The 26,873-nt window shown below is 56.8% G+C and carries 26 protein-coding genes; 15 read left to right on the top strand and 11 right to left on the bottom strand.

Features of this window, described 5'->3' with window-relative positions:
* Positions 1-32: 32 nt before the first annotated feature.
* A complete protein-coding gene (locus PI91_RS08240) occupies positions 33-1,469 on the bottom strand; it encodes an MFS transporter (RefSeq protein WP_039265894.1) in 1,437 nt (478 codons plus the stop codon).
* A gap of 107 nt (positions 1,470-1,576) precedes the next feature.
* Between PI91_RS08240 and PI91_RS08245 the strand changes: the two genes are divergently transcribed.
* Both PI91_RS08245 and PI91_RS08250 read left to right on the top strand, forming a co-directional pair.
* Entirely contained in the window at positions 1,577-2,446 is an 870-nt protein-coding gene (locus PI91_RS08245) for a helix-turn-helix transcriptional regulator (RefSeq protein ID WP_008499383.1), read from the top strand.
* Between the two features lie 149 nt (positions 2,447-2,595).
* Entirely contained in the window at positions 2,596-3,198 is a 603-nt protein-coding gene (locus tag PI91_RS08250) for a hypothetical protein (protein ID WP_039265896.1), read from the top strand.
* Between the two features lie 27 nt (positions 3,199-3,225).
* On the opposite strand, the gene nfsB is transcribed toward PI91_RS08250, so the two are convergent.
* From nfsB to PI91_RS08265, 3 genes are all read right to left on the bottom strand, one after another.
* A complete protein-coding gene (nfsB, locus tag PI91_RS08255; protein ID WP_021241586.1) occupies positions 3,226-3,879 on the bottom strand; it encodes an oxygen-insensitive NAD(P)H nitroreductase in 654 nt (217 codons plus the stop codon).
* 120 nt (positions 3,880-3,999) lie between these two features.
* Entirely contained in the window at positions 4,000-4,368 is a 369-nt protein-coding gene (locus PI91_RS08260; RefSeq protein ID WP_023293103.1) for an MmcQ/YjbR family DNA-binding protein, read from the bottom strand.
* Positions 4,358-4,948, bottom strand: a complete 591-nt coding sequence (locus PI91_RS08265) for a TetR/AcrR family transcriptional regulator (RefSeq protein ID WP_039265897.1) — start codon at positions 4,946-4,948, stop codon at positions 4,358-4,360. Before PI91_RS08265 ends, PI91_RS08260 begins: the two co-directional genes overlap by 11 nt.
* 190 nt (positions 4,949-5,138) lie before the next feature.
* On the opposite strand from PI91_RS08265, the gene PI91_RS08270 reads away from it, so the two are divergent.
* Both PI91_RS08270 and PI91_RS08275 read left to right on the top strand, forming a co-directional pair.
* On the top strand, positions 5,139-6,242 hold the full coding sequence (locus tag PI91_RS08270; RefSeq protein WP_039265898.1) for an MBL fold metallo-hydrolase: 1,104 nt from the start codon (positions 5,139-5,141) through the stop codon (positions 6,240-6,242).
* A gap of 32 nt (positions 6,243-6,274) precedes the next feature.
* Positions 6,275-6,616 (top strand): RamA family antibiotic efflux transcriptional regulator, encoded by a 342-nt coding sequence (locus tag PI91_RS08275; RefSeq protein WP_010428317.1) that lies wholly within the window; start codon positions 6,275-6,277, stop codon positions 6,614-6,616.
* Positions 6,617-6,670: 54 nt separating this feature from the next.
* On the opposite strand, the gene PI91_RS08280 is transcribed toward PI91_RS08275, so the two are convergent.
* On the bottom strand, positions 6,671-6,919 hold the full coding sequence (locus tag PI91_RS08280) for a DUF1158 domain-containing protein (protein ID WP_013097677.1): 249 nt from the start codon (positions 6,917-6,919) through the stop codon (positions 6,671-6,673).
* A gap of 488 nt (positions 6,920-7,407) precedes the next feature.
* Here PI91_RS08280 and PI91_RS08285 point away from each other — a divergent pair, with 488 nt between their 5' ends.
* The 3 genes from PI91_RS08285 to PI91_RS08295 all read left to right on the top strand — a co-directional run bounded on the left by PI91_RS08285 (position 7,408) and on the right by PI91_RS08295 (position 14,426).
* A complete protein-coding gene (locus tag PI91_RS08285; RefSeq protein WP_039265899.1) occupies positions 7,408-10,116 on the top strand; it encodes a cation-transporting P-type ATPase in 2,709 nt (902 codons plus the stop codon).
* A gap of 83 nt (positions 10,117-10,199) precedes the next feature.
* Positions 10,200-11,261, top strand: coding sequence for an efflux RND transporter periplasmic adaptor subunit (locus PI91_RS08290; protein WP_039265901.1), 1,062 nt, complete (start codon positions 10,200-10,202; stop codon positions 11,259-11,261).
* Positions 11,262-11,270: 9 nt separating this feature from the next.
* A complete protein-coding gene (locus tag PI91_RS08295) occupies positions 11,271-14,426 on the top strand; it encodes an efflux RND transporter permease subunit (protein WP_039265903.1) in 3,156 nt (1,051 codons plus the stop codon).
* Here the strand turns inward: PI91_RS08295 and PI91_RS08300 are convergent.
* Entirely contained in the window at positions 14,356-15,477 is a 1,122-nt protein-coding gene (locus PI91_RS08300; RefSeq protein ID WP_021242649.1) for a YbdK family carboxylate-amine ligase, read from the bottom strand. The genes PI91_RS08295 and PI91_RS08300 overlap by 71 nt on opposite strands.
* Positions 15,478-15,581: 104 nt before the next feature.
* Between PI91_RS08300 and PI91_RS08305 the strand changes: the two genes are divergently transcribed.
* Both PI91_RS08305 and PI91_RS08310 read left to right on the top strand, forming a co-directional pair.
* On the top strand, positions 15,582-16,472 hold the full coding sequence (locus PI91_RS08305; protein WP_039265904.1) for an oxidoreductase: 891 nt from the start codon (positions 15,582-15,584) through the stop codon (positions 16,470-16,472).
* A gap of 173 nt (positions 16,473-16,645) precedes the next feature.
* Positions 16,646-17,029 (top strand): hypothetical protein, encoded by a 384-nt coding sequence (locus PI91_RS08310; RefSeq protein WP_023326846.1) that lies wholly within the window; start codon positions 16,646-16,648, stop codon positions 17,027-17,029.
* A 181-nt stretch (positions 17,030-17,210) separates the two neighbouring features.
* On the opposite strand, the gene PI91_RS08315 is transcribed toward PI91_RS08310, so the two are convergent.
* Positions 17,211-17,618, bottom strand: coding sequence for a hypothetical protein (locus PI91_RS08315; RefSeq protein ID WP_232764395.1), 408 nt, complete (start codon positions 17,616-17,618; stop codon positions 17,211-17,213).
* A gap of 651 nt (positions 17,619-18,269) precedes the next feature.
* On the opposite strand from PI91_RS08315, the gene PI91_RS24625 reads away from it, so the two are divergent.
* A complete protein-coding gene (locus PI91_RS24625) occupies positions 18,270-18,959 on the top strand; it encodes a DUF2625 domain-containing protein (RefSeq protein ID WP_071580343.1) in 690 nt (229 codons plus the stop codon).
* A 97-nt stretch (positions 18,960-19,056) separates the two neighbouring features.
* The gene (locus PI91_RS08320) at positions 19,057-19,587 is read left to right on the top strand and encodes a tetratricopeptide repeat protein (RefSeq protein WP_052232718.1); all 531 of its coding nucleotides are present in this window, start codon (positions 19,057-19,059) and stop codon (positions 19,585-19,587) included.
* A gap of 207 nt (positions 19,588-19,794) precedes the next feature.
* Here PI91_RS08320 and PI91_RS08325 read toward each other — a convergent pair whose 3' ends face one another.
* The 4 genes from PI91_RS08325 to PI91_RS08340 form a co-directional block, all read right to left on the bottom strand.
* Positions 19,795-20,298: a DUF2569 family protein gene (locus PI91_RS08325; RefSeq protein WP_039265905.1), complete on the bottom strand. Its 504-nt coding sequence runs from the start codon at positions 20,296-20,298 to the stop codon at positions 19,795-19,797.
* Between the two features lie 282 nt (positions 20,299-20,580).
* A complete protein-coding gene (locus PI91_RS08330) occupies positions 20,581-21,171 on the bottom strand; it encodes a hypothetical protein (protein ID WP_008499400.1) in 591 nt (196 codons plus the stop codon).
* A 136-nt stretch (positions 21,172-21,307) separates the two neighbouring features.
* Positions 21,308-21,763, bottom strand: coding sequence for a hypothetical protein (locus PI91_RS08335; protein WP_039265906.1), 456 nt, complete (start codon positions 21,761-21,763; stop codon positions 21,308-21,310).
* Between the two features lie 229 nt (positions 21,764-21,992).
* A complete protein-coding gene (locus tag PI91_RS08340) occupies positions 21,993-22,874 on the bottom strand; it encodes a LysR family transcriptional regulator (protein WP_021242639.1) in 882 nt (293 codons plus the stop codon).
* A gap of 105 nt (positions 22,875-22,979) precedes the next feature.
* On the opposite strand from PI91_RS08340, the gene budA reads away from it, so the two are divergent.
* From budA to PI91_RS08360, 4 genes are all read left to right on the top strand, one after another.
* The gene (budA, locus tag PI91_RS08345) at positions 22,980-23,759 is read left to right on the top strand and encodes an acetolactate decarboxylase (RefSeq protein ID WP_031275271.1); all 780 of its coding nucleotides are present in this window, start codon (positions 22,980-22,982) and stop codon (positions 23,757-23,759) included.
* On the top strand, positions 23,731-25,452 hold the full coding sequence (alsS, locus tag PI91_RS08350) for an acetolactate synthase AlsS (protein WP_369804003.1): 1,722 nt from the start codon (positions 23,731-23,733) through the stop codon (positions 25,450-25,452). The genes budA and alsS overlap by 29 nt, the downstream gene beginning before the upstream one ends.
* Positions 25,453-25,472: 20 nt before the next feature.
* The gene (locus PI91_RS08355; RefSeq protein WP_008499406.1) at positions 25,473-26,243 is read left to right on the top strand and encodes a (S)-acetoin forming diacetyl reductase; all 771 of its coding nucleotides are present in this window, start codon (positions 25,473-25,475) and stop codon (positions 26,241-26,243) included.
* Between the two features lie 131 nt (positions 26,244-26,374).
* Positions 26,375-26,848, top strand: a complete 474-nt coding sequence (locus tag PI91_RS08360) for a cold-shock protein (RefSeq protein ID WP_008499407.1) — start codon at positions 26,375-26,377, stop codon at positions 26,846-26,848.
* The last annotated feature ends 25 nt before the right edge of the window (positions 26,849-26,873 follow it).

Below are 26,873 nucleotides of genomic sequence, written 5' to 3' on the forward strand. Positions count from 1 at the left end.
CGGCTGCGGATCTATTATGCAAATTCACGAACTTATTTGGCGGCCTGACAGATCTTCGCCACCGGCAGGCACAGGCTATGGCGGATACGCAGCGTCGCCAGAGCAAGTACCACCATCATAGCTGTTTCCACCATCAGGAAGACGTTCACCGCCTGGGTGTAATCCCCGTGATGGTTTTGAAGCGCGTGCAGCAAAATGGCGCCAAAAATGGCCGGGCCAAGGCCCAGCGCGGCCTGCTGCAGGGTGCTCAAAATGGCGCTCGCGGCTCCCGCGTCGTCAGGCTGAATGTCGCGCATCCCGATGCGATAGAAACTGTTCACGATCAGCGCCTGCCCGTAGCCAACCAGTCCGGTCGCGGGTGCCAGCGTCAGGGTGGTATTCTCCATGCCCCAAACGCGGAACGTGGCGATCAGCGCCAGCAGGCCGGTAATCTGGATCGCCAGACCCGTCAGCAGAATAGTGCTGGTGCTGTAGCGGGCAATCAGCCGCGGCGCGAACCACGCCGAAACAAAGTAGGTCACGCCCAGGGCGATAAAACTGTTCCCGGACTGCCACGGCGCCATCCCCAGACCGGTTTGCATGGTCAGCGCCATACAGAACATAAACCCGGACCAGGCGCTGAAAAAGAGCATCGCAATCAGGACGCCAAAGCGCACGCTGCGAAGCGCAAGCAGGCGCGGCGGGATCAGCGGGTGGGCATTCTCACGCTCTTTTTTGCGCGCGTTCAGCGCCATCAGCCAGGCCAGCGGGACAAGGGCGAGCAGCATCGCCTTCAGTGGCCAGGACCAGTGCCACTGGGGGCCGAGCGCCATCGGGAACAGCAGGCAGCAAAGCATGACCGCCAGCAGCGCGGTACCCGGCCAGTCGATGCGTGACGGCGTCTCGCGACGGGTTTCCGGTACGAAGCGGCGGCTCAGCGCCAGCACCACCAGACAAATCGGCACGTTGATAAAGAAGGCGTTACGCCAGCCCAGCCCGGCGATATCCGCCGATACCAGCCAGCCGCCGCCCATTTGTCCCACGATAAACGCAATCCCGCCGATGCCGCCGAACAGGCTGATGGCTTTGGCGTGGGCGGTGCCTTTCAGCGTGACGTGCAGCGTGGCAAGAATTTGCGGCACGATCAGTGCGGCCCCCGCGCCCTGAACGATGCGCGCGGCGAGCAGCTGTTCAATGTTCCCCGCCATTCCGCACAGCAGCGAGGCCAGGCCAAAGCTCGCCACCCCCCACATGAACAGACGACGACGGCCAAAGTTATCCCCCAGCTTGCTGCCGAGCGCGAGGCAGACGGCAAAGGCCACACCGTAGAGGGCGACGATGAGCTCCAGTTCGGTAGCGGTAGCGTGCAGTGAATGGGTGATGGCGTCCAGCGCCACGTTAGTGATTGAGGTATCAATCATCGGCAGCATCTGGCCGGTTAACAGCAATATCAGGCCAGCGCGACCCGGTGAAACAACTGACGTATTCATGGTAACTCCATTGCGTCATTCAACAGATGGTCGTAGCATCTACCATCAGATAAACGGGTACCAGTTCTTGCTTATACTGGTACTGGCACTACCATGCAGGGGGATTTATGGCGCTGATGTCTGAACCGGTCGTTTCACGTCAGGATGACACCCGAAAACAGCTCGGGGCATTTTTACGCGCCCGGCGGGAAAGTCTCGATCCGCAGCGCTTAGGTTTGCCGCGCAGCGGTCGCCGCCGCACGCCGGGCCTGCGCCGGGAAGAGGTGGCGATGCTCGCTGATGTAGGCGTCACCTGGTACACCTGGCTTGAGCAGGGCAGGGACGTCAATCCGTCCAGCGCGGTGATGGCGGCCGTGGCAAAAGCGCTGCAATGTACCCCGACCGAGGCCCGGCACCTGTTTGTTTTAGCAGGTTTACCGCCGGGTGAAGCGCCGCAGGCGGTCTGCTGCGAGGGCATTAGCGAAGGCACGCGCCGCCTGCTGGATACGCTGATGCCGAAACCCGCCAGCATTCAGAAACCGAACTTCGATATCGTGGCGTGGAACGACAGCTTCGGGCATCTGATGGGCGTCGATTTCAATGACATCCCTCCCGAAGATCGCAACTGTATTTATCTGTTCCTCACGCATCCGGCGTGGCGCGCGCGCCTCGGCAGACGCGACGACGTGCTGCCCATCTTTGTCTCCTATTTTCGCGCGGCGATGGCCGAACACCGGGGCGATCCGCTGTGGGAGGCCAAGCTGGCGCGCTTCTTTGCAGTGTCCGAAGAGTTTAAAACCCTGTGGCACCAGCGCAACGACGTGCGCGGCGTGGAGAACCAGCTCAAGCTGTTTACCCATCCCGAGCTGGGGGATTTTACGCTGCAGCAGATGTACTGGTATTCCGCGCCGCGAAACGGATCGCGGCTGCTGGTGTATCTGCCGGTGGATGAGGCGGGAGAGCGGGCGATGGCGTGGCTGGCGGCGCAGGGGAAATAATTGTTGCGAGGGGCTTTCAGGGAATAAGAGCCGTCTCTGCTAAGTGGAGAAGACTGGCGTAATGTGGGGGTTAACTTAAACCCATCACTGAATCGACATCATTTCGACGGGGTGTTAAGTCGTCTATACTCACGCCATGAGAAACCACCATGTCGCCACTGATGATTGATTCCGCAGATTTCAGCCAAAAATTAGGCCTTATCTCCCGAAACGTCGAACATACCGAAGCGTTTCTTGCGCGGGGTACGGTGGATTTTCATCTGCCCGGATTTATGCTGCCTGTGGGATATCGCTTGTTAAAATCGCGCTACGGCGATGAATACCGTCTCGTGACCACCGAGGACGGAAAACCCTATACGGCGTATGCGGTCAAGCTGACGTTTCATAAAGAAATTACGTTCCCCCACGGTGCTGCGACACAGGTCATGGTGTGGCGTACGCCACGCGCTGTCCATCAGCGGGTTATAAGTGGTTTACCACAATCCTTCTTTCAATGGGTGCTAAGCGAATACGACATTGTTGTGTCTGACAGCGAACAAACCGGCGACGGACAGCGGTTTTGGTTACGCATGATAGACTGGGCGTTCAGCATGAATTATCGGATAAGCGTGGCTGACGGTACGGTAGGAGAAGAGTGGCACTTAACGCCGGTGAGCTCATATGCCGAGCTGGAAGAGCGCTGGATTGCGTTTGCCTGGGGACACGATCGTGATGTGCGCCCACATCGCAGGTTAGTCATCAGTAAAGCGTAACGGGCCGCACAGAGCGGCCCGTTTTGTTTAGCACTCAGTCACAATCGTGCTCAGCGGCAGGCGAGATTTCGGCAGCGTGGCGTTGAAATCTTCCACGCTGTGATGCCCAACCGGCACCACCACCAGGCTGGTGAAGCCTTTCTCTTTCAGGCCAAACTCTTCGTCGAGGATCGCGGCGTCGAAACCTTCAATCGGTACCGCGTCCAGGCCCAGCGCAGCCACGCCCAGCAGGAAGTTACCAACGTTCAGGTAAACCTGCTTCGCCATCCACTGGTCGTCATCTTTCAGATCCACGCGGTGCATGTCGGCAAAGTAGGTACGGCCCTTATGGTTTGCCGCTTTCGCTTCCGGGGTATTAAAGCGACCATCGGCCTCTTCCTGATCGACAACGCGCTCCAGCCAGGCGTCGTCCATCGCGGTTTTCGCGCAGAACACCACCACGTGAGAAGCATCCAGCATTTTGCGTTCGTTGAACACATAGGTGCCCGCCGCGGATTTCGCCACGCGCGCTTTTCCTTCCTCGGTGCTGGCGACAATAAAGTGCCACGGCTGGGAGTTGGTGCTGGACGGGCTGTACTGCAGCAGGGTTTTGATTTTTTCCGCTTCTTCAGCGGTCAGTTTTTTGCTTGCGTCGAACGCCTTGGTGGAGTGGCGTTTCAGCGCAACAGAAATGATATCCATAACAACTCCTGATGATGAAATTCGCCCGCGTGCGGGCGCGAAAGGTGAGCAGATTACAGCGGGACGCGGAAAAAGATAAGGGCAATTCGAGCGCTTAATCTGTTCGTCTCAGACGAACAATCAGACCGGCCGGATCCACTTCTGGTCTTTTTTCGGCAGTTTATCCACCACCAGATGCCAGGAATCATTGATGAGATCGGTAACCAGTTCCGGCGTCACGTCGTCCGTACCGTAAAGGGAAATCCAGTGCTTTTTGTTGAGGTGATAGCCCGGTTCAACGCCGCGATAAATCTGCTGATTTAACAGCGATTTTTCCGGGTCTGACTTCAGGCTAACGTGCGGCCGCCCGTGCGCGACGGCCACAATCATGAAAATTTTCCCGCCCACTTTAAACACGTCAAACTCCGGCCCAAACGGCCAGCAGTGTTCGGTGAACGGCAGTTCCAGCGCCACGCGTTTTGCGTGCTCCTGCAACGTTTTACTGTCCATCGCTCTCTTCCTGGGCAAGCCCGCGCCACATTACCTCAAAGCCGAGCGCTTTAAACTCAACGGCGCGGGACGGATCGCGGGTGACAAATTCCATCGTGCTTTCGGCCAGCGATAAGAAAAGCGCATCGCCAAACGTTTTAAATTCATCAGACATAAACACCTGACGCACCGAGCGGCGGCAGAGCTCATGCAGCTCCGGGAACATCTCTTTCACCGCCTGTTCCGTTTCGGCGCTCAGCTTTTCACTGACGCCAATCTGGCGGATCGCCGCATGGGCAACGGGGTTACGAATACCCCAGTCCACATAGCTGTTCCAGATATTGCGGGTATGTTCTTTGGGCAGCGTGATGGTGCGATCGAGGTTCGCCAGCATGGTCTGGCAGAGATCCTGCTTCAGGTGCAGATAGAGGGCATTCAGCAGATCGTCTTTCGTAGCAAAGTAGCGGAACAGGGTGCCTTCGGCGACGCCCGCCTTACGGGCAATGAGCGCCGTTGAGGCGGCAATACCTGACTGTGCAAACGCCGTGGTTGCGGCGTCCAGTAAGGCCTGTTTTTTATCTTCACTCTTCGGACGTGCCACTAAATTTTTCCTCCTGTCAATTATAAAAACCCTGATTGAAACACGTGCTTTGACACGCTGCAACGCGGAATGTCAAAGATCGAAAACGTCTTGACGACTTTATCATCATATCTATAATGAGTGCTTACTCACTCATAATCAAGTTTACCCTGCGCACGCTATCGGATGGGGCGCGTTTTCGGGTCAGGATATGAAAAAACCTCTCTTCATCTGCGTGGTGTTAATCATGATTATTGCTTCAGCCGCGAGTTTACCGTTTGTTCTGAATGCCGGATTCGGCCAGCCGCCGCAGGGTGAACGGCTTACTGAAGTGGAGGCCTCTCCACAGTATCGAGAGGGGAAATTCCACAATACGCTGCCGACGCCGGGTTATAACGGTGACAAAAATATGCTGGTCGCGATGTGGGAGTTTCTGACCAAAAAAACCGAAAACGCTCGCCCGGCCCAGCCGCTGCCGCTGGTGAAAACCGATCTTGCGAGCCTGCCGCTGGAGCAGGACACCCTGGTGTGGCTCGGTCACTCCTCGTGGTATCTGCAGCTCGCGGGCAAACGCATCCTGATTGACCCGGTTCTTGGCAACTATGCCGCGCCGTTCTCGTTCCTCAATAAGGCCTTTGCCGGGGAGTATCCGTGGCGTGCTGAAATCATGCCGGCGATCGACCTGCTGATTATCTCGCACGATCACTACGATCATCTGGATTACGCCACCATCAGGGCGCTACTGCCGAAGGTGAAGCGGGTGGTGACGCCGCTGGGCGTCGGCTCCCACCTGCGTTACTGGGGGATGAAGCCCGAGATTATTGACGAACGCGACTGGAACCAGTCGGTGCGCATCAGCGATGCGTTGACGGTGCACGTTCTGCCGGCGCGTCACTTCTCCGGCCGCGGCATCAAACGCGATCGCACCTTGTGGGGCAGCTTCATGTTCGTCACGCCAGAGCAGAAGATTTACTACAGCGGGGATTCCGGTTACGGCCCGCACTTCAGGGCCATCGGTGAACAGTTTGGCGAAGTGGACGTCGCCATCATGGAAAACGGCCAGTACGACCAGGACTGGAAGTACATCCATATGCTGCCGGAGGAAACGGCGCAGGCCTCGGCGGATCTGAACGCGAAAGCCGTGGTGCCCGGGCATAACGGACGCTTCGTGCTGGCGAAACACGCCTGGAACGATCCGCTGATCCAGCTGGCAAAAGCCAGCCAGGATAAAAATTATCGGTTGCTGACGCCGGAACTGGGCGAGCCCGTCCGGGTAAGCGACACCGCGCAAACCTTTCGTGCGTGGTGGGAATAATGTTTAAGCGAGAAGCAGAGGGGGACAGCAGTATGACCATTTCCGCTCAAGTCATCGACACTATCGTCGAATGGATCGACGACAATCTGCACCAGCCATTACGAATAGAAGAGATTGCCCGCCACGCGGGTTACTCGAAGTGGCACCTGCAGCGGCTGTTTATGCAGTACAAAGGGGAGAGTCTGGGGCGCTATATCCGTGAACGCAAGCTGCTGCTGGCGGCGCGCGATCTGCGTGAATCCGACGCCCGGGTGTACGACATCTGCCTGCGTTACGGGTTTGACTCGCAGCAGACGTTTACCCGCATCTTTACCCGCACGTTCAACCAGCCGCCTGGCGCGTACCGTAAAGAGAACCATAGCCAGACACATTAACCTGTCGCGTGTAGGCCGGGTAAGGCGTAGCCGCCACCCGGCCTTTTTATGGGCTCACGACGCCAGTGAAAACCAGCGTCGCCAGACGAAACGCAGCACAAAGAATTCAATCGCCCCGAGCAGTAAAAACCACACGCAGAACAGAATGGTATAGAGCTGGTTAAGATCGACCATGTGAAAGGTCTGAACCAGCTTCTGCGCCAGTACCAGCCCAAGCGAAGGCGCAGGGAGCAGCAGGCATGAAAGCAGTGCCAGCAATAAAATGCCGCCTGCGGTGAGCAGCGACTCTAGCGGGTGTTTCATCGTAATGTTAATCGTCAGTTAAAAATGTCATTGTCCGGCATCCCGGAACGTAAAGCAATATAAACCCGGCGCACGTTTACGGATAAAACGAATGCGCTATTCTGTGAATAATTAACAGAAAAAGATAAATATCCCAGACGCGATTAAATAATTATCGCGTAGTGTAAATAAACGTCCGCATCAGGAAAATAATTTTACAAATGTATAGGTGCTATAACCAATTAACGTGGCAATAACAATGGCCGCGATAACGTATAACACCAGTCTGCGTCCGCGATAAATACCCCACATGGTTCCCCCTCGTTTAGTTTTGGTTTAGAAATATTTTGTAAAAATCAGATCATCGAAATAGTTTTAATCAGTTTTGAATAACCGAGAAGTCATTATATTGCGGTAGATCAATTTTACCCGCAAGACTTTAAAATGAATTTAGTTAAGCCCGAAAGGAATTCAGGCTCCTGTTCACCGGAAATTGAAGGAAAAATACGATGACTGAAAAAAAAGTGATTCCGAACGTGCCGCCTTCCGGCGGGCTGGCATACCAGCAGACCGTAGAGCAGGTGCTTGCACACGCGCAGAGCCAGGCCAGCGGTCTGGACCGTGAAGAGGCGCAGGCGCGTCTGCAAAAAACAGGGCCGAACGCGCTGCCGGAAAAAAAAGGGAAACCCGCCTGGCTGCGTTTCCTGGCCCATTTTAATGATGTGCTGATTTATGTCCTGCTGGCCGCCGCCGTATTAACGGCAGTAATGGGCCACTGGGTTGATACGCTGGTTATTATGGGCGTGGCGGTAATCAATGCCTTAATTGGTCATATTCAGGAAAGCAACGCGGAAAAATCCCTGAAGAGTATTCGTAATATGCTCGCCAGCGAGGCGCGCGTTATTCGTAACGGCAACCATGAAACAATTCCCACAACTGAAATAGTCCCGGGCGATATTATTGTATTACGCGCGGGAGATCGTATTCCGGCGGATATGCGTTTAATTGAAGCGCATAATTTACGCGTGGAAGAGGCGATTCTGACCGGTGAATCCACCGTGGTGGATAAACACGTTAATCCGCTGAGCGGCGAATTACCGCTGGGCGATCGCACCAACATGGTCTTCTCCGGAACGACCGTCAGCGCGGGCGGCGGCGTCGGCGTGGTCACCGCCACCGGTCAGGATACGGAACTCGGCCACATCAACCAGATGATGGCGGGTATCGAGAAGCACCGTACGCCGCTGCTGGTGCAGATGGACAAGCTGGGTAAGGCGATCTTCGCGATTATTCTGGCGATGATGGCCGCGCTGTTTGTCTTCAGCCTGGCGTTCCGCGAGATCCCGATGGGCGAGCTGCTGCTCTCCCTGATCAGCCTGGCGGTCGCCTCCGTACCGGAAGGTCTTCCGGCGATTATCTCCATCATCCTCTCCCTGGGCGTGCAGGCAATGGCGCGCAAGCGGGCCATCATCCGCAAGCTGCCGACGGTGGAAACGCTCGGTGCGATGACCGTGGTCTGCTCGGATAAAACCGGCACCCTGACCATGAACGAGATGACGGTCAAAGCCATCATCACCGCCGACGCCTGCTACCGCGTGGACGGCAACAGCTACGAGCCGGTGGGTAACCTCTACCTGGAAGGCAGCGACGAGCCGGTCCACATCCAGCCGGGCACCGTGCTGGAGCAGTACCTGCGCACCATCGACCTGTGTAACGACAGCCAACTGATTCAGGACGAGCGCGGGCTGTGGGGCATTACCGGTGGGCCGACCGAGGGCGCGCTGAAGGTGCTGGCGGCGAAGGCCAACCTTGAGCCGGTCACGACCACGCTGGTTAACAAAATCCCGTTCGACTCGCAGTACAAGTACATGAGCACCCACTACCAGATTGGCGGTGAGGAGCAGATCCTGATCACCGGGGCGCCGGACGTCATTTTCGCCCTCTGCGCGCAGCAGCAGACCCGTCACGGTGCGGAAGCCTTCAACCGCGCGTACTGGGAAAGTGAGATGGAGCGCTATGCGCGTCAGGGGCTGCGCATGGTCGCCGCGGCGTTCAAGCCGGCGAACGGCGAGCAGGAACTGACGCACGACGATCTGAGCCACGGTCTGATCTTCCTCGGCATCGCCGGGATGATGGATCCGCCGCGCCCGGAAGCGATTGACGCGATTAACGCCTGCCAGCAGGCAGGGATACGCGTGAAGATGATCACCGGCGATCACCCGCAGACGGCAATGAGCATCGGGCAGATGCTGGGGATCAGCAACAGCGAGCAGGCGGTCACCGGCTATGAGCTGGAGAAGATGGACGACGCCGCGCTGGCGGAAGCCGCGGTGAAGTATGACATCTTCGCCCGTACCAGCCCGGAGCATAAGCTGCGCCTGGTGAAAGCGCTGCAGGACAAAGGTGAAATTGTCGGCATGACCGGTGACGGCGTGAACGACGCCCCGGCGCTGCGTCAGGCGGACGTGGGCATTGCGATGGGCATTAAGGGCACGGAAGTGACCAAAGAGGCGGCGGACATGGTCCTGACGGACGATAACTTCGCCACCATCGCCAGCGCGGTGAAAGAGGGGCGTCGCGTTTACGACAACCTGAAGAAGACCATCCTGTTCATCATGCCGACCAACCTGGCGCAGGGGCTGCTGATTGTGATTGCGCTGCTGGCGGGGAACATCATTCCGCTGACGCCGGTGCTGATCCTGTGGATGAACATGGCGACCTCCGCCACGCTCTCCTTCGGCCTGGCCTTTGAAGCCGCCGAGCGCAACATCATGCGCCGTCCGCCGCGTCAGACCGGCCAGCACGTGATGGACGCCTACGCCGTCTGGCGCGTGGCCTTCGTCGGCACCATGATTGCCATCGCCGCCTTTGCGCTGGAAGCCTGGCTGGCTCCGCGCGGCCACAGCGCGGAGTTCATCCGCACCGTGCTGCTGCAGATGCTGGTCTGCGCCCAGTGGGTGTACATGATTAACTGCCGCAACACCGAAGGGTTCTCCCTCAACCGTGGCCTGCTGGCGAACAAAGGGATCTGGCTGGTGACGGGCGTGCTGTTCCTGCTCCAGGCGGCGATTATCTACCTGCCGTTTATGCAGATGCTGTTCGGTACCGAAGCGCTGCCGCTGCGCTACTGGTTTGTGACCCTGGCCGTTGCAGGCGTGATGTTCTTCGTCGTCGAAATCGAGAAGCGACTGACCCGCAGGTTCCGTAAGGCTGCATAACGAAAACCTTACCCCTCACCCTAACCCTCTCCCCACAGGGGAGAGGGCCGGGGTGGGGGGAGAAACAACGCTGAGGTACTCCCATGAAATTCCCGGTCCTGTTAGCACTTCTTGTCAGTACCCTGCAACCCGCATTCGCCGCCATTCCCGTTCGCGTCGCCACCGTGGAGCAAACCGCCCACGCCGCCGAGCGCCAAATCCCGGGCCGCATCGAAGCCATTCACACCGTTGAGCTACGCGCACGCACGGAGGGCGCGATCGCCAAAATCCACTTCCGCGACGGGCAGTACGTGAAAAAAGGCGACGTGCTGTTTGAGCTGGACGACGCCGAGCCGCGCGCCGCCCTGCGCCTGGCGCAGGCCGAAGTGAAAAGCGCCGAAGCCACGCTGCGCCAGGCTCAGCAGCAGCTCTCCCGCTTTGAAAGTCTCGGCAGCAGCAACGCCATCAGCCGCCACGACGTGGACAACGCCCGCATGCAGCGCGACGTCGCCAGCGCCGCTCTCGAGCAGGCGAAGGCCCGGCTCGACGCCCGCCGCGTCACCCTGGGCTACACCCGCATCACCTCGCCGATTGACGGCCGCGTGGGGCACAGCAGCTTCCACGTGGGTAGCCTGGTCAACCCGGCGAGCGGCGTTTTGGTGGAGGTGGTGCAGCTTGACCCGATCCGCATCGCCTTTGCGCTGGAAGAGGGGGCGTTTGCCGCCAAAGCCGGACAGCATGCGGATATCAACGCCATGAAGCGTGCCTGGCAGGCGCTGATCGACAGCAACGGCCAGCGCGTCAGCGGCGAGCTGACGTCAGTGGATAACCGCGTTGACCCGCGCACCGCCAGCGTGATGCTGCGCGCCGAGTTTGCCAATCCGCGCCATCAGCTGCTACCCGGCGGCAACGTGAATGTCTATTTGCGCCCGGCAAGCGAGCAGCCGGTGCTGACCCTCCCCGCCGCCGCAGTCCAGCAGAACGGCGACGGCTACTTTGCCTGGGTGGTTAATGCCGACGGCAACGCCGAAATGCGCCCGCTGAACGTGGCTGGTCAGATTAGCCAGCAGTTCCAGATTGCCTCTGGCGTGAAGCCCGGTGAGCGAGCGATTACTGACGGCGCGCAGCGTGTGCAGCCCGGCGCTGCCGTCCAGATACTGAATTAAGGAGCCATCATGCTGACGTTTTTCATCAAACGCCCGCGCTTCGCGATGGTGATTGCGCTGGTCATCACCCTGCTGGGGGCCATCGCGCTGAGGATTATCCCGGTGGAGCAGTACCCGCAGATCGCGCCGCCGGTGGTGAACGTCTCTGCCAGCTGGCCGGGGGCCAGCTCCGCTGACGTGGCGGAGGCCATCGCCACGCCGCTGGAGACGCAGCTGAACGGCGTGGACCATATGCTTTACATGGAGTCCACCAGCTCGGACGAAGGCTCGTACAGCCTGAACATCACCTTTGCGGCGGGGACCGATCCGGATCTTGCCGCCATCGACGTGCAGAACCGCGTGGTGCAGGCCGTGGCGCAGCTGCCGACCGAGGCGCAGCAAAACGGCGTGCAGGTGCGCAAGCGGGCCACCAACCTGATGATGGGGGTAAGTCTTTACTCACCGAATAACACCCACACGCCGCTGTTCGTCAGCAACTACGCCAGCACCCAGGTGCGCGAGGCGCTGTCGCGTCTGCCCGGCGTGGGGCAGGTGCAGATGTTCGGCGCGCGCGACTACAGCATGCGCATCTGGCTGCGCCCGGACCGCATGAACGCCCTGAACGTCACCACCGATGACGTGGCGCAGGCGCTGCGCGAGCAGAACGTACAGGGCGCGGCCGGCCAGGTGGGCACCCCGCCGGTGTTTAACGGCCAGCAGCAGACCCTGACCATCAACGGGCTGGGGCGCTTAAGCCAGGCCGACGAGTTTGCCGACATCATTATTCGCGCCGGGGAGATGGGCCAGCTGGTGCGCCTGAAGGACGTCGCCACCATCGAGCTCGGCTCGCGCAGCTACAGCTCCGGCGCGCAGCTGAACGGGCACGACTCCGCCTATTTGGGTATCTATCCGACGCCGTCCGCCAACGCCCTGCGCGTGGCCGATGCAGTACGCGCGGAGCTGGAACGCCTCTCAACGCGCTTCCCGGACGACCTGGTCTACGAGGTGAAGTTCGACACCACCTCCTTTGTGGCCGCCACCATTAAGGAGATCGGCGTCTCGCTGGCGCTCACTATGCTGGCGGTGGTTATCGTCGTTTCCCTGTTCCTGCAAAGCTGGCGCGCAACGCTGATTGTCGCGCTCGCTATTCCGGTGTCGCTGGTGGGCACCTTCGCCGTGCTCTATACGCTCGGCTACTCCGCCAACACGCTCAGCCTGTTCGCCATCATTCTGGCGCTGACCATGGTGGTGGATGACGCCATCGTGGTGGTGGAGAGCGTCGAAACGCTGATGGCGGAAGGGCAGAGCCGCACGGCGGCGACCGCGCTGGCGCTGCGCCAGATTGCCGGGCCGGTCATCGCGACGACGCTGGTGCTGCTGGCGGTGTTTGTGCCGGTGGCGCTGCTGCCGGGGATTGTCGGCGAGCTGTACCGCCAGTTCGCGGTGACGCTCTCGACGGCCGTGACGCTCTCAAGCCTGGTGGCGCTGACCCTGACGCCCGCGCTGTGCGCGATACTGCTGCGTCCGCGCCCGGAGAAAACGGCGGCCGTTTATCGCGTCTTCAACCGCGGGCTGGACGCCACGCGCGGTTTTTACACCCGTATCGTGCAGGTCTTAAACCTGCGCCCGTGGCTCGCGCTGCTGGCCACCGCAGGCGCGGCGGCCGTCGTGCTGTTCAGCTTTATGTCGATGCCAAAAGGCTTCCTGCCGCAGGAGGATCAGGGCTACTTCTTCGCCAGCGTTCAGCTGCCGGAAGCGGCTTCGCTGGAGCGCACCGAAGCGGTGATGACCACCGCGCGGGAGCTGATCGCCCAAAATGCGGCGGTGGAAGACGTGATTCAGGTCTCCGGGTTTAACATCCTCAACGGCACCAGCGCCTCCAACGGCGGGTTTATCTCCATCATGCTCAAAGACTGGAGCGAGCGTCCGCCGCTGGATGAGGTGATGGGTACCCTTCAGCGCCAGCTGCTGGCCCTGCCGGAGGCGACCATCATGACCTTCGCGCCGCCGACGCTGCCGGGGCTGGGCAACGCCTCGGGCTTCGACCTGCGCATCCAGGCCCAGGCGGGGCAGAGCCCGGCGGAGCTGGAGCGCGTCACCCGCGAGGTGCTGATGAAAGCCAACCAGCACCCGCAGCTGAGCCGCGTGTTCACCACCTGGAGCAGCAACGAGCCGCAGCTGACGCTGACCGTTGACCGCGAGCGCGCCGCCCGCCTCGACGTGCCGGTATCGCGCATCTTCAGCAGCCTGCAAACCGCCTTTGGCGGCACCCGCGCCGGGGATTTCAGCATCAACAACCGCGTCTACCACGTGGTAATGCAGAACGAGATGCAGTGGCGCGAGCGCGCCGAGCAGATCGGCGAGCTGTTCGTGCGCAGCAACAGCGGCGAGCGGGTGCGCCTGAGCAACCTCGTCACCATCACGCCGACCGTCGGCGCGCCGTTCCTGCAGCAGTACAACCAGTTCCCGTCCGTGTCGGTGAGCGGCTCGGCAGCCGCTGGGGTGAGCAGCAGCACCGCCATGGCGGCGATGGGCGAGATTCTGGCGCAGAGCCTGCCGGCCGGCTACGACTACGCCTGGAGCGGCATGTCGTACCAGGAACAGCAGACCGGCAATCAGGCGATCTGGATCGTGCTGGCGGCGGTGGTGATGGCGTGGCTGTTCCTCGTCGCCCAGTACGAGAGCTGGACGCTCCCGGCAAGCGTGATGCTCTCGGTGCTGTTCGCCCTCGGCGGGGCGCTGGTCTGGCTGTGGCTGGCGGGCTACGCCAACGACGTGTACGTGCAGATTGGTCTGGTATTGCTGATCGCGTTAGCGGCCAAGAACGCGATTCTTATCGTCGAGTTCGCCCGCGCGCGGCGCATGGACGGAATGGCGATTGTCGATGCCGCGCGGGAAGGGGCCTCGCGCCGCTTCCGTGCGGTGATGATGACCGCCGTGTCGTTCATTATCGGCGTATTGCCGGTGATGCTGGCGACCGGGGCGGGCGCGCAGAGCCGCCGCATCATCGGCACCACGGTCTTCAGCGGCATGCTGGTGGCGACCGTGGTGGGGATTCTGTTCATCCCCGCGCTGTTCGTGCTGTTCCAGCGCCTGCGGGAGTGGGGCCACGGCCTTAAGGACTCGTCGCCCACAGCTCGCAGTGCTTCTGCACCAGAGAAATCAGCGAGCCGCCGTCGGCGATAAAGTCCCGCATGCGCTGCGCCTCGCTCTTGCCCTGCTTTAACAGCAGGGCAATTTCATTGATTGCGCTTGTCGCGCCGAGCTTCTCGGCCGACGGCGCCACCTGCTCCAGCAGCCAGGCGATATCTTCCGCCACGGTTTTGTGCTCGCCGGTGTGCACATCCGTCAGGATCCCCTCCAGCCCGTAGCGACACGCCTGAAAACGGTTAAAACGGTAGAGCAGAAAATCCCGTTCCTGATGCTTATACGGCCGCGTGGTCAGCAGCCAATGCGACGTGGCCTGAATCAGCCCGGCGATGTTAATCGCGTGGCCGAGCGTCAGCGGCGTATCCATCACCCGCACCTCCACGGTGCCAAAATGCGGGCTGGGGCGAATATCCCAGTGCAGATCTTTGATGCTGTCGATCATGCTGGTGGCGCTCAGGCGGCGGAACAGCCCTTCGAACTCCTGCCAGCTGTTGACCCACGGCATCTGTCCGTTATCCGGGAAGCCGGAGAAGATGTTGAGCCGCGACGAGGAGAATTTTGTGTCGGTGCCCTGCATGTACGGCGAGGCGGCCGCCAGGGCGATAAAATGCGGCACGAAGCGCGACAGGCCGTGCAGCAGGTAAATCGCGTCATCCCCGGTCCGGCAGCCGACGTGCACGTGCTGGCCGAACACCGTCGCCTGCAAAATCAGATAGCCAAAGCGCTCCAGCGTGACGTTATAGCGCTCATCGTCGCACACCTCCTGACGCTGCCATTTCTGGAACGGATGCGTCCCGCCGCCGCAGATCTGAATGTGCTGCTCCGCCGCCGCGCGCAGGATGCTCTGCTGCATCACCGAGAACTGTGCCGCCGCCTGGTCGATGGTCTGACACACGCCAGTGGCGATTTCGAGCATGCTTTCGGTAATGTCGTGTTTGACCTCTCCGCCTTTGATGTCGTCTTTGACGGCGGCGATGAGCGCGGAGGAGTCCTGGCTGAGGTCGTATCCCGGCGGGTTAACCACCTGCAGTTCGAGCTCGATGCCAAGGGTGAACGGTTCAGAGGATTTAAAATCGGGTAAAGGCATGGCGCACTCCGTTGTCTGTGAATGTTGAGTATAGACAACGGGTGTGGCGCGCTCGTCTCAGGGTGGTATAACTGATAGCAGGCTTAGCAAAAGGGGAGTGACTCATGTCTGACTATCCAACCATTGCGCTGATTGGTCCCGGTGCGATTGGCACCACCATTGCCGCGGTGTTGCATGACGCGGGCCGCACGCCGCTGCTCTGCGGACGCACCGCGCATCCGGAATTACGCCTGCGTCACGATGAGGGTGAAACGGTGGTGCCCGGTCCGGTATTAACCGATCCAGCGGCCATCACGCGCCCCGTTGACCTCGTGTTTATCGCGGTAAAAACGACGCAAAATGCCGACAGCGCCGGGTGGCTGCGCGCCCTTTGCGATGAAAATACCGTGGTCTGCGCGCTGCAAAATGGCGTAGAGCAGAAGGCGCAGCTTGAGCCTTTAGTCAGTGGCGCAACGGTGCTGCCGTCGGTGGTCTGGTTCCCGGCGCAGCGCGAGCCGGATGCCTCCGTCTGGCTACGGGCGAAGCCGCGCCTGACGCTGCCGGACGTGCCGCAGGCGCAGCGGGTGGTGGAGGCGCTTCGCGGTACGCACTGTGAAGTTGAACTCTCGGCTGATTTCCCCACCGTCGCCTGGCGCAAGCTGCTGCAAAACGCGGTCGCCGGGCTGATGGTGCTCGCTAACCGCCGTGCAGGGATGTTCAGGCGCGAGGATATCAGCGAACTTTCGCTGGCCTATCTGCGGGAAGGGCTTACTGTCGCCCGCGCTGAGGGGGCGAAGCTGGCCGATGACGTTGCGCAGGAGATTCTGGCGAACTTCCAGCGCACGCCTGAGGACCTCGGCACGTCGATTCTCGCTGACCGTCAGGCGGATCGCCCGATGGAGTGGGACATCCGCAACGGCGTGATCCAGCGCTACGGCCGCAAACACGGCATTGCGGTGCCCATCAGCGACGTGGTGGTGCCGCTGCTGGCGGCGGGGAGCGAGGGGCCGGGTTAACGGTTACTGTTTTTCCGTTCGGCAAAATAATGGGCAAGCGTGGCTGTGGGGCGAAAGAGGGGGAAGATGATAGATGTGAATATGAATGTCTGCTTTGTGCCAAAAGCAGACGTGGATAATGTTGAGATATGTTAATTTATGGGGAGCAGGTCAACAAATAAAAGGAGAAGAAGATGCAAATCAAATTTGGGGTGTTGTTACTCGTGGTGCTTGTGCCATTGACATCGACTGCAGCAAAAGGGAGTTTTATTTTTTCGGTCGGTAATGAGAAAACTTTGTTTGATTCTGGATGTGTAAAGACAATTGATTATGTAGAGAAGGATGAGATAGGTGCAGAGAATTTAGTCTTTAGATTTTCCGATGAATGTGGCAAAAGGTTGTCGGACATGACCCGACAGAATATCGGAAAGCATATGACCATCGCCTACGATGATAATAAAATTACTTCCGCTATGATTGCCTCGCGCCTGAGTACCAGTTTCAGAATATCCACAAAAGACATACCAAGAATAATGTTAATGCAAATACTTAACGATTATGATGGTGTTCGTGATTAACCAGAAAAAGCGGAAAATAATAATTTATTTGGCAATGTAAAAGTCATTCATAAAGACAATTTCCGCTCTACGCTCACAGCGGACATCGATCTTCGAGCCGATCCGCGCTGTGACAAGATCGGACTTTCTATGGCTATTATTTGTCAAAAAATTGAGCACAGGTCGCATCAGCACATCATATCTATAAGTCAATTTCTATATCTGCAACATAAATCACGCCTTTCACTTCATTTGGCAATATTTCATATTTCAATGGTGTTTTTGGTTTCGAAATTAATTTATATCCACCTTGTTCATAGTCGTAGCTGAACAATCCTTTACTTGACATCTCAACAAATGAGCGCAGATAGGAAGAACGTTGATTGTCATTTGAAAATGCAGGCAAATTGCCTTCTATGACATACACCTCTGACAAGGGTTCCAGTGAGTAAATATAATCAAGAATAAAATTAAAGTCCTCGACAGATGACTTGATCCTTTCAGGAATCGGCCCCTGACCTGCTGTTGCAAAATGCGCTAAGTACCCTTCCTGGCTGGATAAAAACCAGTCCAGATCATATTCTAAAAAGTCATCGTCCATTTTCGTCATTTTTTACACCAAATATCTTTTTTCATTTCTCACAACGTAGAATCACATCGCCACTACCTGACCGGATGCGATGACCTATCCCCGGTTGATTATCACATGCTAGTGTTAGTCCTGCATCTGATACAGAATGGATTAAAGGACCGTTTTTCGCTCATAGCTGTCTCTCTTAAAGGTTTTCCATATAATAAAACGCATTCATTAACTCATCTTCTGTGAGTGGCGATATCAGACTTGCGCCTGTATCACTCTCAACCTTCATCAGTAGCTCGCTGCGGGTGATTCCCAATCTATTCGCTACGTGGTTTGCGCAACTCCGTGCGTGTGATGCTCTATGCGCAAGAGGAGCTTCTATGTCTAAGACTTTTCTTTTTGATGATGAATGTGACATTGATTCCTCCTTTAATCGAAATTGCTGTCCAATCAGGCATGATGCGATAAGAAAAAAACTGATGTTTCTTGCGAGCTTCTACCTGAAGGGGAAAGAGCGCCTCAAATAAAACTTCGTAAACCATAATAGCTGAAGTTGGTGATCGTGTCCGCTCTTCAAACATAACGGCCGTTGCCGACCAAATTCTCTGATTTCATGCTCATGTTATCGGTTTAGCGTCCGATAAATAATGTAAACTAGCGTAGTTTGAATGAGGGAAAAGGATGAGGGAACTAGCTGAATTAATTGATAAAAAGAGATCTGGCTGGCATTCAGTGAAACAATGGCTGCAAGAAGCAAGCAATAGCTATGAAGTCTTACCTTGTAACCTTGCGCAAGCACGCGCTGATTTACATCAGCTTCAGATAACTACTTTCTCTCCGCTTGGGGCAATTTCATATGAAACGGGAGGAATACTCATTGATAATGGTTGGTTGCGAATTTTAGGCTCAGGTCACACCAGACTGTCAAGAAGTCTGGCTTCATGGACGCAATTGATAACTGCTGGTCAGACATTTCAGGCATTATTAATTGCTGATGATGCATCTGGAGGTTTTTTTGCACTTAACGGGGGAGAATTAGGTAAAGATCTCGGTGGGATATATTACTTTGCTCCGGATACTCTTGAATGGGAGAGCCTCGATACCCACTATTCAGGTTTTCTACATTGGGCACTTTGCGGAGATTTGGATTTATTCTATAAAAATGTACGCTGGACGGGTTGGCGCGAAGAGATGGCTTTAATGAATTGTAATCTCGTTTATTCTTTCTATCCTTTTCTCTGGACCGAACAGCAGTTGTCTGTAGAAAAGCGTTCGCGAGTTACGATACCTGTTGAAAAGCACTGGGCACTTTGCCTGGATTTACAACATCAATTAACCAACATGCAGAGCGACGATTTGCTTCCTCCTTGATTAACCAACGTGATAAATGTTTAGAGAATAAGCTAATTTTTATATAAATGATTTTTATTGAATGAGTAAGTTGATTTAAACCGAAACGGAACGAGAAATGGAAAAAATAACGTGCATGCTTTTTATTACTCTGATGTTAACTTCTTGCGCTGTCAAGAAAAACAACCAAAGTGATATAAGTCCTGAACTGCAAAATAAAATGGGAGTTATGTATGCGAAAGGGCTAGGTGTTGAGGTGGATTACCATAAAGCTTTTGAATTTTACATGAAATCAGCTCTTCGAAATTATGCTCAAGCCCAAAATAATGTGGCATTTTGTTATGTTTCTGGGCAAGGGGTTAAAAAAGATTATTCAAAAGCGATGGAGTGGTATTTAAAAGCCGCACAACAAAACCATGCTGAAGCTCAAAATAACATTGGCGTCATGTATGAAAAAGCAGAGGGTATACCGCAAGATTATGCTCAGGCTATGACGTGGTATCTTAAAGCGGCCAGTAACGGTAATGCCAATGCTAAAAAAAATATTGGAAATCTTTATTACTATGGGAAAGGAGTGCCGCAAGATTATGCAAAAGCTATGGAGTGGTATGAAAGCATTAAAAACACTGATATTTACTTACCAGAGTGATAAGCCTCCCCATGCTTTTTGCCTGGATGGATATAGTTTCAGTTATTGAGGTATGTCCTTTCTTTGCTTAAAGCGGACCTTGCCCGCTTTTCTACCCTTTCCCTATCATGAGCGGAGGGTGATAGCCTCCGCTCAGTTTTGATGCCGGGACGTTGAACAATAGAGCTCTGCATGCACAGGCATCAAATGATGAAGCCACACGTGCTTTTATCTGATAAACGTTCTTTTTACGCGAACAGATGTTATGAAATAGGGAATCCAAATCAAAGCTGTTATCACGTTTCTAAAAATTGGCACAAGTTCATTATAGCCAATTTCAGCGCCAGGAATTAATATGTAAAGCAAGTAGGTATTAAATGACATTGTCGTCACGATTGATATTAAAAACAAAATATAAAGCTTTGGTAGCGATTTCTTCTTTTTTAGGAAAAATGAAAGAACGGTGACTGTAAAAAGAAATTCGCCTATATAAATAACCAGGGAAAGCATGAAGAAGATTTTTGCATTTGCATTCAAATGCGAATAGTTTTCTATCGTAAATTTAAATGCATCTGTCATTGCAAAAAGATAGGAAGCAGCAGTGACCATTAATCCTATAAGAGGGAGAAAAAGAAAGCCTCCAATTTTCCTGAAGTTTTTATCTTCGCAACTGTCGCAAAACTCTCTGTCCTGAGGTATTTCGACCCCACACTTTATGCATCCCCATTCCATATATGAACCTTTGGTAAATTTTATAATTAACAATAGATTAAACGAAGTCTATTACAAACACAACTGACCGATAAATAAGTGTACTGTACAGGTAATTTTCCGCGTAAATTTGTGTTAAGGGTGAATATCCGCCGCGCAGGTATTCATTTTAAAGGCGGTTGATCGGTACCGCTTTTTGCTAATAACCGCTCCTCAAACATTTCTTCCCGGCAGTTCTCGTCCGGAAACGGATATTTAAAGCGAAGTGCTAACGCTGAACGCCATAAGGTTATCTGTTGCACTTCAGTCCAGCTTCTCGATATTCAACCTAACCGCTTTCAGCGTTCTCCTGCGGATCCAGCCGCTGCCCGCCCGGATTATCAGCCAGTAAGCCGCCATCCTGAGCCGGGTGCTTCTGTCCGGGCAATCGACGAACGTTTCTGTACTGAGTTCATGCTGGCCTGGCGCCAATTCCGTTACCTGATAGCGCAGCAACAATGTCGCGCTGCCCGGCGTCACTGACGTCTGAAAAGCGCTGACATCCGGTACTTTTTCCAGACCAAAATCTGAACGCCAGAACTGTCCTCGCAAGCCATAGCAGAGCTCAGATGCTGAGTTTTTCAAAAGGGTAAAACTGTGCAGGCCAAAGTTGCCGATGGAGTTAGCCTGCTGATTACGCAGAAATTTCTGGGGTAATTGCCGTAAAAACATCAGCCGCCGAATGACGACATCTTGCCGAACGTCAAAGTTTGCAATCAACGGCAGAATATGTTCGGGATGCGCAGTATGAATGACCGTTCGGTGTTTTTCATGAAACTGGAACTGAGGTAAAAAAGCGGGGACATCCTTCCACTGAGCAAGCGCTTTGCGGGTTACGAATCCAGGATTCAGCATTTCTCTTCCTTGTCATCCCTTGAGTGCAGCCAGAGTATCAGATGGCGTTCCGCAAGCAATTACCAGGAAAAGAGAGGGGTATCTGGCCGAAATGCTCCCCCATCCGCAGCAGCAGAATTCCGGCCCATCACCCGTCTCAGTGCGCCGTAATATACGGCTCCTTCACAAACTCCGCCAGCAGCCAGACCATATCGTGCAGCAACCCGGTGAGTTCTTTCGCCACGCGCGCAGGCAGTGTCCCGCCCATCACCGCCAGCGTTAACGCCACGGCATAATCCACCTGCAACGTCGTCTCCTGCCAGCAGTCTGGCACGCAGGAAACGATCTTTTCTCCTGCGATAAGCCTTTCAACCAGATGCGGGGGAAGTTCTGTATCGCAACATTCACGCAGGCGTTTAAGCAGTGCCAGCAAGCGCTCGCAAAGTATAGAAAATGTCACAGGATCGTCAGTTTCAACCAGCACGCTCACGCAGGCGGCGCAGGTGTCAGCCAGTTCGAAGAGATCTGCGGAATCGCAAAGTTGAAGGTCGATGAGGTGGTGAACGGCGCTTTCTTCAGAGAGCGCATAAGAAAACTCAGGGACAGTAGCCATTTAGCATCCTCTTTAGGTAAAAATGTCACGTTATGCTAACGGGTTCCTACGCCCGGTTACGGATGGGCCGCAACGCAGGCACTTTACGGCGGTGAAAAAAGGAAGGAAAGGGGATAACCCTTAATTACATCAGGTTGCTTGCAGGTTTGCGAGGCGGCTTCCAGAAGGGCATTGCCGGGTGGCGGCTACGCCTTACCCGGCCTACAAAAACCACCAACCAAACCGGCCGCTACCCCTCGCTCATCATCGCCAGAAACCGCTTCACCGTCCGCGAGCGTTCAAAGCGCCGCCAGCAGAGCGCGATATCGGTATAAAGCTCCGGCGAGCTCAGCGCGTGGTAGGTGACATTCGGCGGAGAAATGGCCGCCATGGATTTCGGCACCAGCGCAAACCCGCCGCCGGCGGAAACCATGCTCAGGGAGGATGAAAGCTGTGACGACTGCAGCGCGTGCTGCACGTCGATCCCGGCCCGCTCGCAGCAGCCGTGAACCCGGTCGTACAGGCCGGGCGCGACCTCCTGCGGGAACAACACCACCGGCGTATCCCGAAGCTGCTCTAACGCCAGCGAATCGCACGCCGCCAGCGGATGGTCGCGATGCAGCGCCACCACCATCGGCTCCCGATCGAGGATGGTTAACTCGAACGCCTTGCTGCTCTCGCACGGCAGGCGCACGAAGGCGATATCCAGTTCACCCTCCGCCAGCATCGTCGTCAGCGACGACATATTGGCTTCCACCTGGTGAACCTGCACCGCCATGTTCTGCACCTGAAACTGGCGAATCAGCGCGAAAATTTTGGGATGAAAAGCATCGGAGCTGGTGATGCCAATCGACAGGTTACCGTTCAGCCCGCGCGCGATGCCGCGGGCTTTCTCCAGCGCGGCGTCGCTCAGCGCCAGGATCTTGCAGGCGTCCTCGTAGAAGGCTTCTCCCGCTTCGGTCAGCTCCACGCCCCGCGTCAGGCGTCTGAACAGCGGCGTGCCCACTTCCTCTTCGAGCCGTTTGATCTGCTGACTCAGAGGAGGCTGTGAAATACCCAGCGCTTCGGCCGCCCTGGTGAAGTGTCGCTCGCGTGCAACCGCGACAAAATACCGCAGATAACGAAGTTCCATATCTAAAACGTCTCAAACCAGCATGGTTTCTATATTGGAACTCTCTGCTGAATCGGGTCAACATTTATTTAACCTTTCTAAATAAAGTTGAAGAGGACGAGCATGATGGTGCATTCATCTGCCTGCGACTGTGAAGCCAGCCTGTGCGAGACCCTGCGCGGGTTCTCTGCCCAGCATCCTGACAGCGTGATCTATCAGACATCGCTAATGAGCGCCCTGCTAAGCGGCGTGTATGAAGGAGAGACCACCATCGCCGATCTGCTGGCACACGGTGATTTTGGTCTGGGCACCTTCAACGAGCTGGACGGCGAAATGATTGCCTTCAGCAGCCAGGTGTACCAGCTGCGCGCCGACGGCAGCGCCCGGGCCGCGAAGCCGGAGCAAAAAACGCCGTTTGCGGTGATGACCTGGTTCCAGCCGCAGTACCGCAAAACCTTCGACGCGCCGGTCAGCCGTCAGCAGATCCACGACGTCATCGACCAGCAGATCCCCTCCGACAATCTGTTCTGCGCGCTGCGCATTGACGGCAACTTCCGCCATGCCCACACCCGCACCGTACCGCGCCAGACGCCGCCGTACCGCGCGATGACCGACGTGCTGGACGACCAGCCGGTGTTCCGCTTTAACCAGCGCGAAGGGGTGCTGGTCGGGTTCCGCACGCCGCAGCATATGCAGGGGATCAACGTGGCGGGCTACCACGAACACTTCATCACCGACGACCGTCAGGGCGGGGGCCATCTGCTTGACTACCAGCTGGAGAGCGGCGTGCTCACCTTCGGTGAAATTCACAAGCTGATGATTGACCTGCCCGCCGACAGCGCCTTTTTACAGGCCAACCTTCACCCCAGCAATCTGGATGCGGCGATCCGTGCCGTCGAAAACTAACAGGAGAACTACCGTGAACAGTGAGAAACAGTCACGTCAGTGGGCGCACGGCGCCGATTTGGTTGTCGGCCAGCTGGAAGCGCAGGGCGTGAAGCAGGTGTTCGGGATCCCGGGGGCGAAAATCGACAAGGTCTTTGACTCTCTGCTGGACTCCTCCATTGAGATCATCCCGGTGCGTCACGAGGCGAACGCGGCGTTTATGGCGGCGGCGGTAGGGCGGTTGACCGGCAAGGCCGGGGTGGCGCTGGTCACTTCCGGACCGGGCTGCTCGAACCTGATCACCGGCATCGCTACCGCCAACAGCGAAGGCGACCCGGTGGTGGCGCTGGGCGGGGCGGTGAAGCGGGCGGATAAAGCCAAGCTGGTGCACCAGAGCATGGACACCGTCGCCATGTTCAGCCCGGTCACCAAATACGCCGTGGAGGTGAGTGCGCCGGACGCGATTGCTGAAGTGGTATCGAATGCGTTTCGCGCCGCCGAGCACGGCAGGCCGGGGGGCGCGTTCGTCAGCCTGCCGCAGGATATTGTCGACCAGCCCGCGACGGGGGCGATTTTACCCGCCAGCGGTCCCGCGCTGATGGGCCCGGCACCGGAATCCGCTATCAATGACGTGGCGAAGCTTATCGAAAAGGCCAAAAACCCGGTCATCCTGCTGGGGCTGATGGCGAGCCAGCCCGCCAACAGCGCGGCGCTGCGCACGCTGCTGGAGAAAAGCCGTATTCCGGTCACCAGCACCTATCAGGCCGCCGGCGCGGTGAATCAGGAGCACTTCACCCGCTTCGCCGGACGCGTCGGTCTGTTCAATAACCAGGCGGGCGACAGGCTGCTCCATCTGGCGGACCTGATTATCTGCATCGGCTACAGCCCGGTGGAGTACGAGCCGTCCATGTGGAACAGCGGCGACGCCACGCTGGTGCACATCGACGTGCTGCCTGCCTATGAAGAACGTAACTACGTGCCGGATCTGGAGCTGGTGGGGGACATCGCCGAAACGCTGAATCAGCTCGCGAACCGTATCGATCACAAGCTGGATCTGAGCCAGCGGGCCTCCGAAATTCTGGTCGACCGCCAGCATCAGCGCGATCTGCTCGATCGCCGCGGCGCCTCGCTCAACCAGTTCGCCCTGCATCCGCTGCGCATCGTGCGAGCCATGCAGGACATCGTGAATAACGATGTGACGCTCACCGTGGATATGGGCAGCTTCCACATCTGGATCGCCCGCTACCTCTACAGCTTCCGGGCGCGCCAGGTGATGATCTCCAACGGCCAGCAGACCATGGGCGTCGCGCTGCCGTGGGCCATTGGCGCGTGGCTGGTCAACCCGGGCCGCAAGGTGGTGTCGGTCTCCGGTGACGGCGGCTTCCTGCAGTCAAGCATGGAGCTGGAAACCGCGGTGCGCCTCAACGCTAACGTGCTGCACATCATCTGGGTGGATAACGGCTACAACATGGTTGCCATTCAGGAAGAGAAAAAATACCAGCGTCTTTCCGGCGTCGAGTTCGGCCCGGTCGATTTCAAAGTCTATGCCGACGCCTTTGGCGCGAAAGGCTTTGCCGTGGAGAGCGCCGACGCGCTCGAACCCACGCTGCGCGCGGCAATGGATGTGGATGGCCCGGCCGTGGTGGCCATTCCCGTCGACTACAGCGATAACCCGCTGCTGATGGGCCAGCTCCATCTCAGCCAGATTTTGTGACTCAACATAAGGACAGAGAAATGCAAAAAGTTGCTCTCGTAACAGGCTCAGGCCAGGGGATTGGTAAAGCGATTGCGCTTCGCCTGGTGAAGGATGGCTTTGCCGTCGCCATCGCCGACTATAACGCGGAGACGGCCAGAGCCGTGGCCGATGAAATTATCCGCAACGGCGGTAACGCCGTCGCCGTGAAGGTGGACGTCTCTGACCGCGAGCAGGTATTTGCGGCGGTAGAGAAAGCCCGCACCGCGCTGGGCGGTTTCCACGTGATCGTCAATAACGCCGGGGTTGCGCCATCCACGCCAATCGAATCCATCACGCCGGAGATTGTCGATAAGGTCTACAACATCAACGTAAAAGGGGTGATCTGGGGGATCCAGGCCGCGATTGACGCGTTTCGCAAAGAGGGGCACGGCGGCAAGATCATTAACGCCTGCTCCCAGGCGGGCCACACCGGTAACCCGGAGCTGGCCGTCTACAGTTCCAGTAAATTCGCGGTGCGCGGCCTAACTCAGACCGCCGCGCGGGATCTTGCTCCGCTGGGGATCACCGTTAACGCCTACTGCCCGGGCATCGTGAAAACGCCGATGTGGGCGGAGATCGACCGTCAGGTCTCTGAGGCGGCGGGTAAACCGCTCGGCTACGGAACCGAGACTTTTGCCAAACGCATTACGCTTGGCCGCCTGTCCGAGCCGGAAGATGTCGCCGCCTGCGTCTCATACCTGGCAGGACCGGACTCTGACTACATGACAGGCCAGTCTCTGCTCATCGATGGTGGGATGGTGTTCAACTAAATTCTAATAAGCTCTGACATGAGTTTTCCCCTGCCCCCGTGCAGGGGCTTTTTTTTGTCTCCTCCGTCATTGTGCATTACACTGCGCGCTGCAAAACTTTAGTCATTACGATCTGACAGGCGGTAACAGCGATGAACGGTACAATCACAACGTGGTTTAAAGATAAAGGCTTTGGATTTATCAAAGATGAAAACGGCGACAACCGCTATTTTCATGTGATTAAGGTCGCGAACCCCGATCTGATTAAGAAAGATGCCGCGGTGACCTTCGAGCCTACCACCAACAACAAAGGCCTTTCCGCCTACGCGGTGAAGGTGATCCCCGAAAGCAAACATCTCTATATCGCAGGCGAGCGCGTAAAGCTCACCTCGATCAAATCCTTCGTGGTGTTCAGCGAAGAAGAGCCCGTTGATACCAAAATCGACAAAGAGAACGCGGTGCTGTCGGTGGGCCTGCTGATGAACAGCATCAAGCCAAAATCCGATAAAAAGCCGGGCGAAATGCGCACGGTGAAGAAGCTGGCGATCACCACCTTCCAGAATACGACGCTGATCTTCACCGAAGATGAGATCGACATCGATGCCACGGTGAAGCTGCTGAAGTAATTGTTTGCCGGGTGGCGGCACGCCT

Origin of the sequence: Enterobacter sp. FB (genome assembly GCF_000805795.1) — a bacterium.
Taxonomy (GTDB): domain Bacteria; phylum Pseudomonadota; class Gammaproteobacteria; order Enterobacterales; family Enterobacteriaceae; genus Enterobacter; species Enterobacter roggenkampii.

What these genes read in the sequence shown, in the direction of transcription:
- PI91_RS08240 (WP_039265894.1), bottom strand. Translation starts at nt 1,469, where the DNA reads ATGAATACGTCAGTTGTTTCACCGGGTCGCGCTGGCCTGATATTGCTG.
- PI91_RS08245 (WP_008499383.1), top strand. Translation starts at nt 1,577, where the DNA reads ATGGCGCTGATGTCTGAACCGGTCGTTTCACGTCAGGATGACACCCGA.
- PI91_RS08250 (WP_039265896.1), top strand. Translation starts at nt 2,596, where the DNA reads ATGTCGCCACTGATGATTGATTCCGCAGATTTCAGCCAAAAATTAGGC.
- nfsB (WP_021241586.1), bottom strand. Translation starts at nt 3,879, where the DNA reads ATGGATATCATTTCTGTTGCGCTGAAACGCCACTCCACCAAGGCGTTC.
- PI91_RS08260 (WP_023293103.1), bottom strand. Translation starts at nt 4,368, where the DNA reads ATGGACAGTAAAACGTTGCAGGAGCACGCAAAACGCGTGGCGCTGGAA.
- PI91_RS08270 (WP_039265898.1), top strand. Translation starts at nt 5,139, where the DNA reads ATGAAAAAACCTCTCTTCATCTGCGTGGTGTTAATCATGATTATTGCT.
- PI91_RS08275 (WP_010428317.1), top strand. Translation starts at nt 6,275, where the DNA reads ATGACCATTTCCGCTCAAGTCATCGACACTATCGTCGAATGGATCGAC.
- PI91_RS08280 (WP_013097677.1), bottom strand. Translation starts at nt 6,919, where the DNA reads ATGAAACACCCGCTAGAGTCGCTGCTCACCGCAGGCGGCATTTTATTG.
- PI91_RS08285 (WP_039265899.1), top strand. Translation starts at nt 7,408, where the DNA reads ATGACTGAAAAAAAAGTGATTCCGAACGTGCCGCCTTCCGGCGGGCTG.
- PI91_RS08290 (WP_039265901.1), top strand. Translation starts at nt 10,200, where the DNA reads ATGAAATTCCCGGTCCTGTTAGCACTTCTTGTCAGTACCCTGCAACCC.
- PI91_RS08295 (WP_039265903.1), top strand. Translation starts at nt 11,271, where the DNA reads ATGCTGACGTTTTTCATCAAACGCCCGCGCTTCGCGATGGTGATTGCG.
- PI91_RS08300 (WP_021242649.1), bottom strand. Translation starts at nt 15,477, where the DNA reads ATGCCTTTACCCGATTTTAAATCCTCTGAACCGTTCACCCTTGGCATC.
- PI91_RS08305 (WP_039265904.1), top strand. Translation starts at nt 15,582, where the DNA reads ATGTCTGACTATCCAACCATTGCGCTGATTGGTCCCGGTGCGATTGGC.
- PI91_RS08310 (WP_023326846.1), top strand. Translation starts at nt 16,646, where the DNA reads ATGCAAATCAAATTTGGGGTGTTGTTACTCGTGGTGCTTGTGCCATTG.
- PI91_RS08315 (WP_232764395.1), bottom strand. Translation starts at nt 17,618, where the DNA reads ATGACGAAAATGGACGATGACTTTTTAGAATATGATCTGGACTGGTTT.
- PI91_RS24625 (WP_071580343.1), top strand. Translation starts at nt 18,270, where the DNA reads ATGAGGGAACTAGCTGAATTAATTGATAAAAAGAGATCTGGCTGGCAT.
- PI91_RS08320 (WP_052232718.1), top strand. Translation starts at nt 19,057, where the DNA reads ATGGAAAAAATAACGTGCATGCTTTTTATTACTCTGATGTTAACTTCT.
- PI91_RS08325 (WP_039265905.1), bottom strand. Translation starts at nt 20,298, where the DNA reads ATGGAATGGGGATGCATAAAGTGTGGGGTCGAAATACCTCAGGACAGA.
- PI91_RS08330 (WP_008499400.1), bottom strand. Translation starts at nt 21,171, where the DNA reads ATGCTGAATCCTGGATTCGTAACCCGCAAAGCGCTTGCTCAGTGGAAG.
- PI91_RS08335 (WP_039265906.1), bottom strand. Translation starts at nt 21,763, where the DNA reads ATGGCTACTGTCCCTGAGTTTTCTTATGCGCTCTCTGAAGAAAGCGCC.
- PI91_RS08340 (WP_021242639.1), bottom strand. Translation starts at nt 22,874, where the DNA reads ATGGAACTTCGTTATCTGCGGTATTTTGTCGCGGTTGCACGCGAGCGA.
- budA (WP_031275271.1), top strand. Translation starts at nt 22,980, where the DNA reads ATGGTGCATTCATCTGCCTGCGACTGTGAAGCCAGCCTGTGCGAGACC.
- alsS (WP_369804003.1), top strand. Translation starts at nt 23,731, where the DNA reads ATGCGGCGATCCGTGCCGTCGAAAACTAACAGGAGAACTACCGTGAAC.
- PI91_RS08355 (WP_008499406.1), top strand. Translation starts at nt 25,473, where the DNA reads ATGCAAAAAGTTGCTCTCGTAACAGGCTCAGGCCAGGGGATTGGTAAA.
- PI91_RS08360 (WP_008499407.1), top strand. Translation starts at nt 26,375, where the DNA reads ATGAACGGTACAATCACAACGTGGTTTAAAGATAAAGGCTTTGGATTT.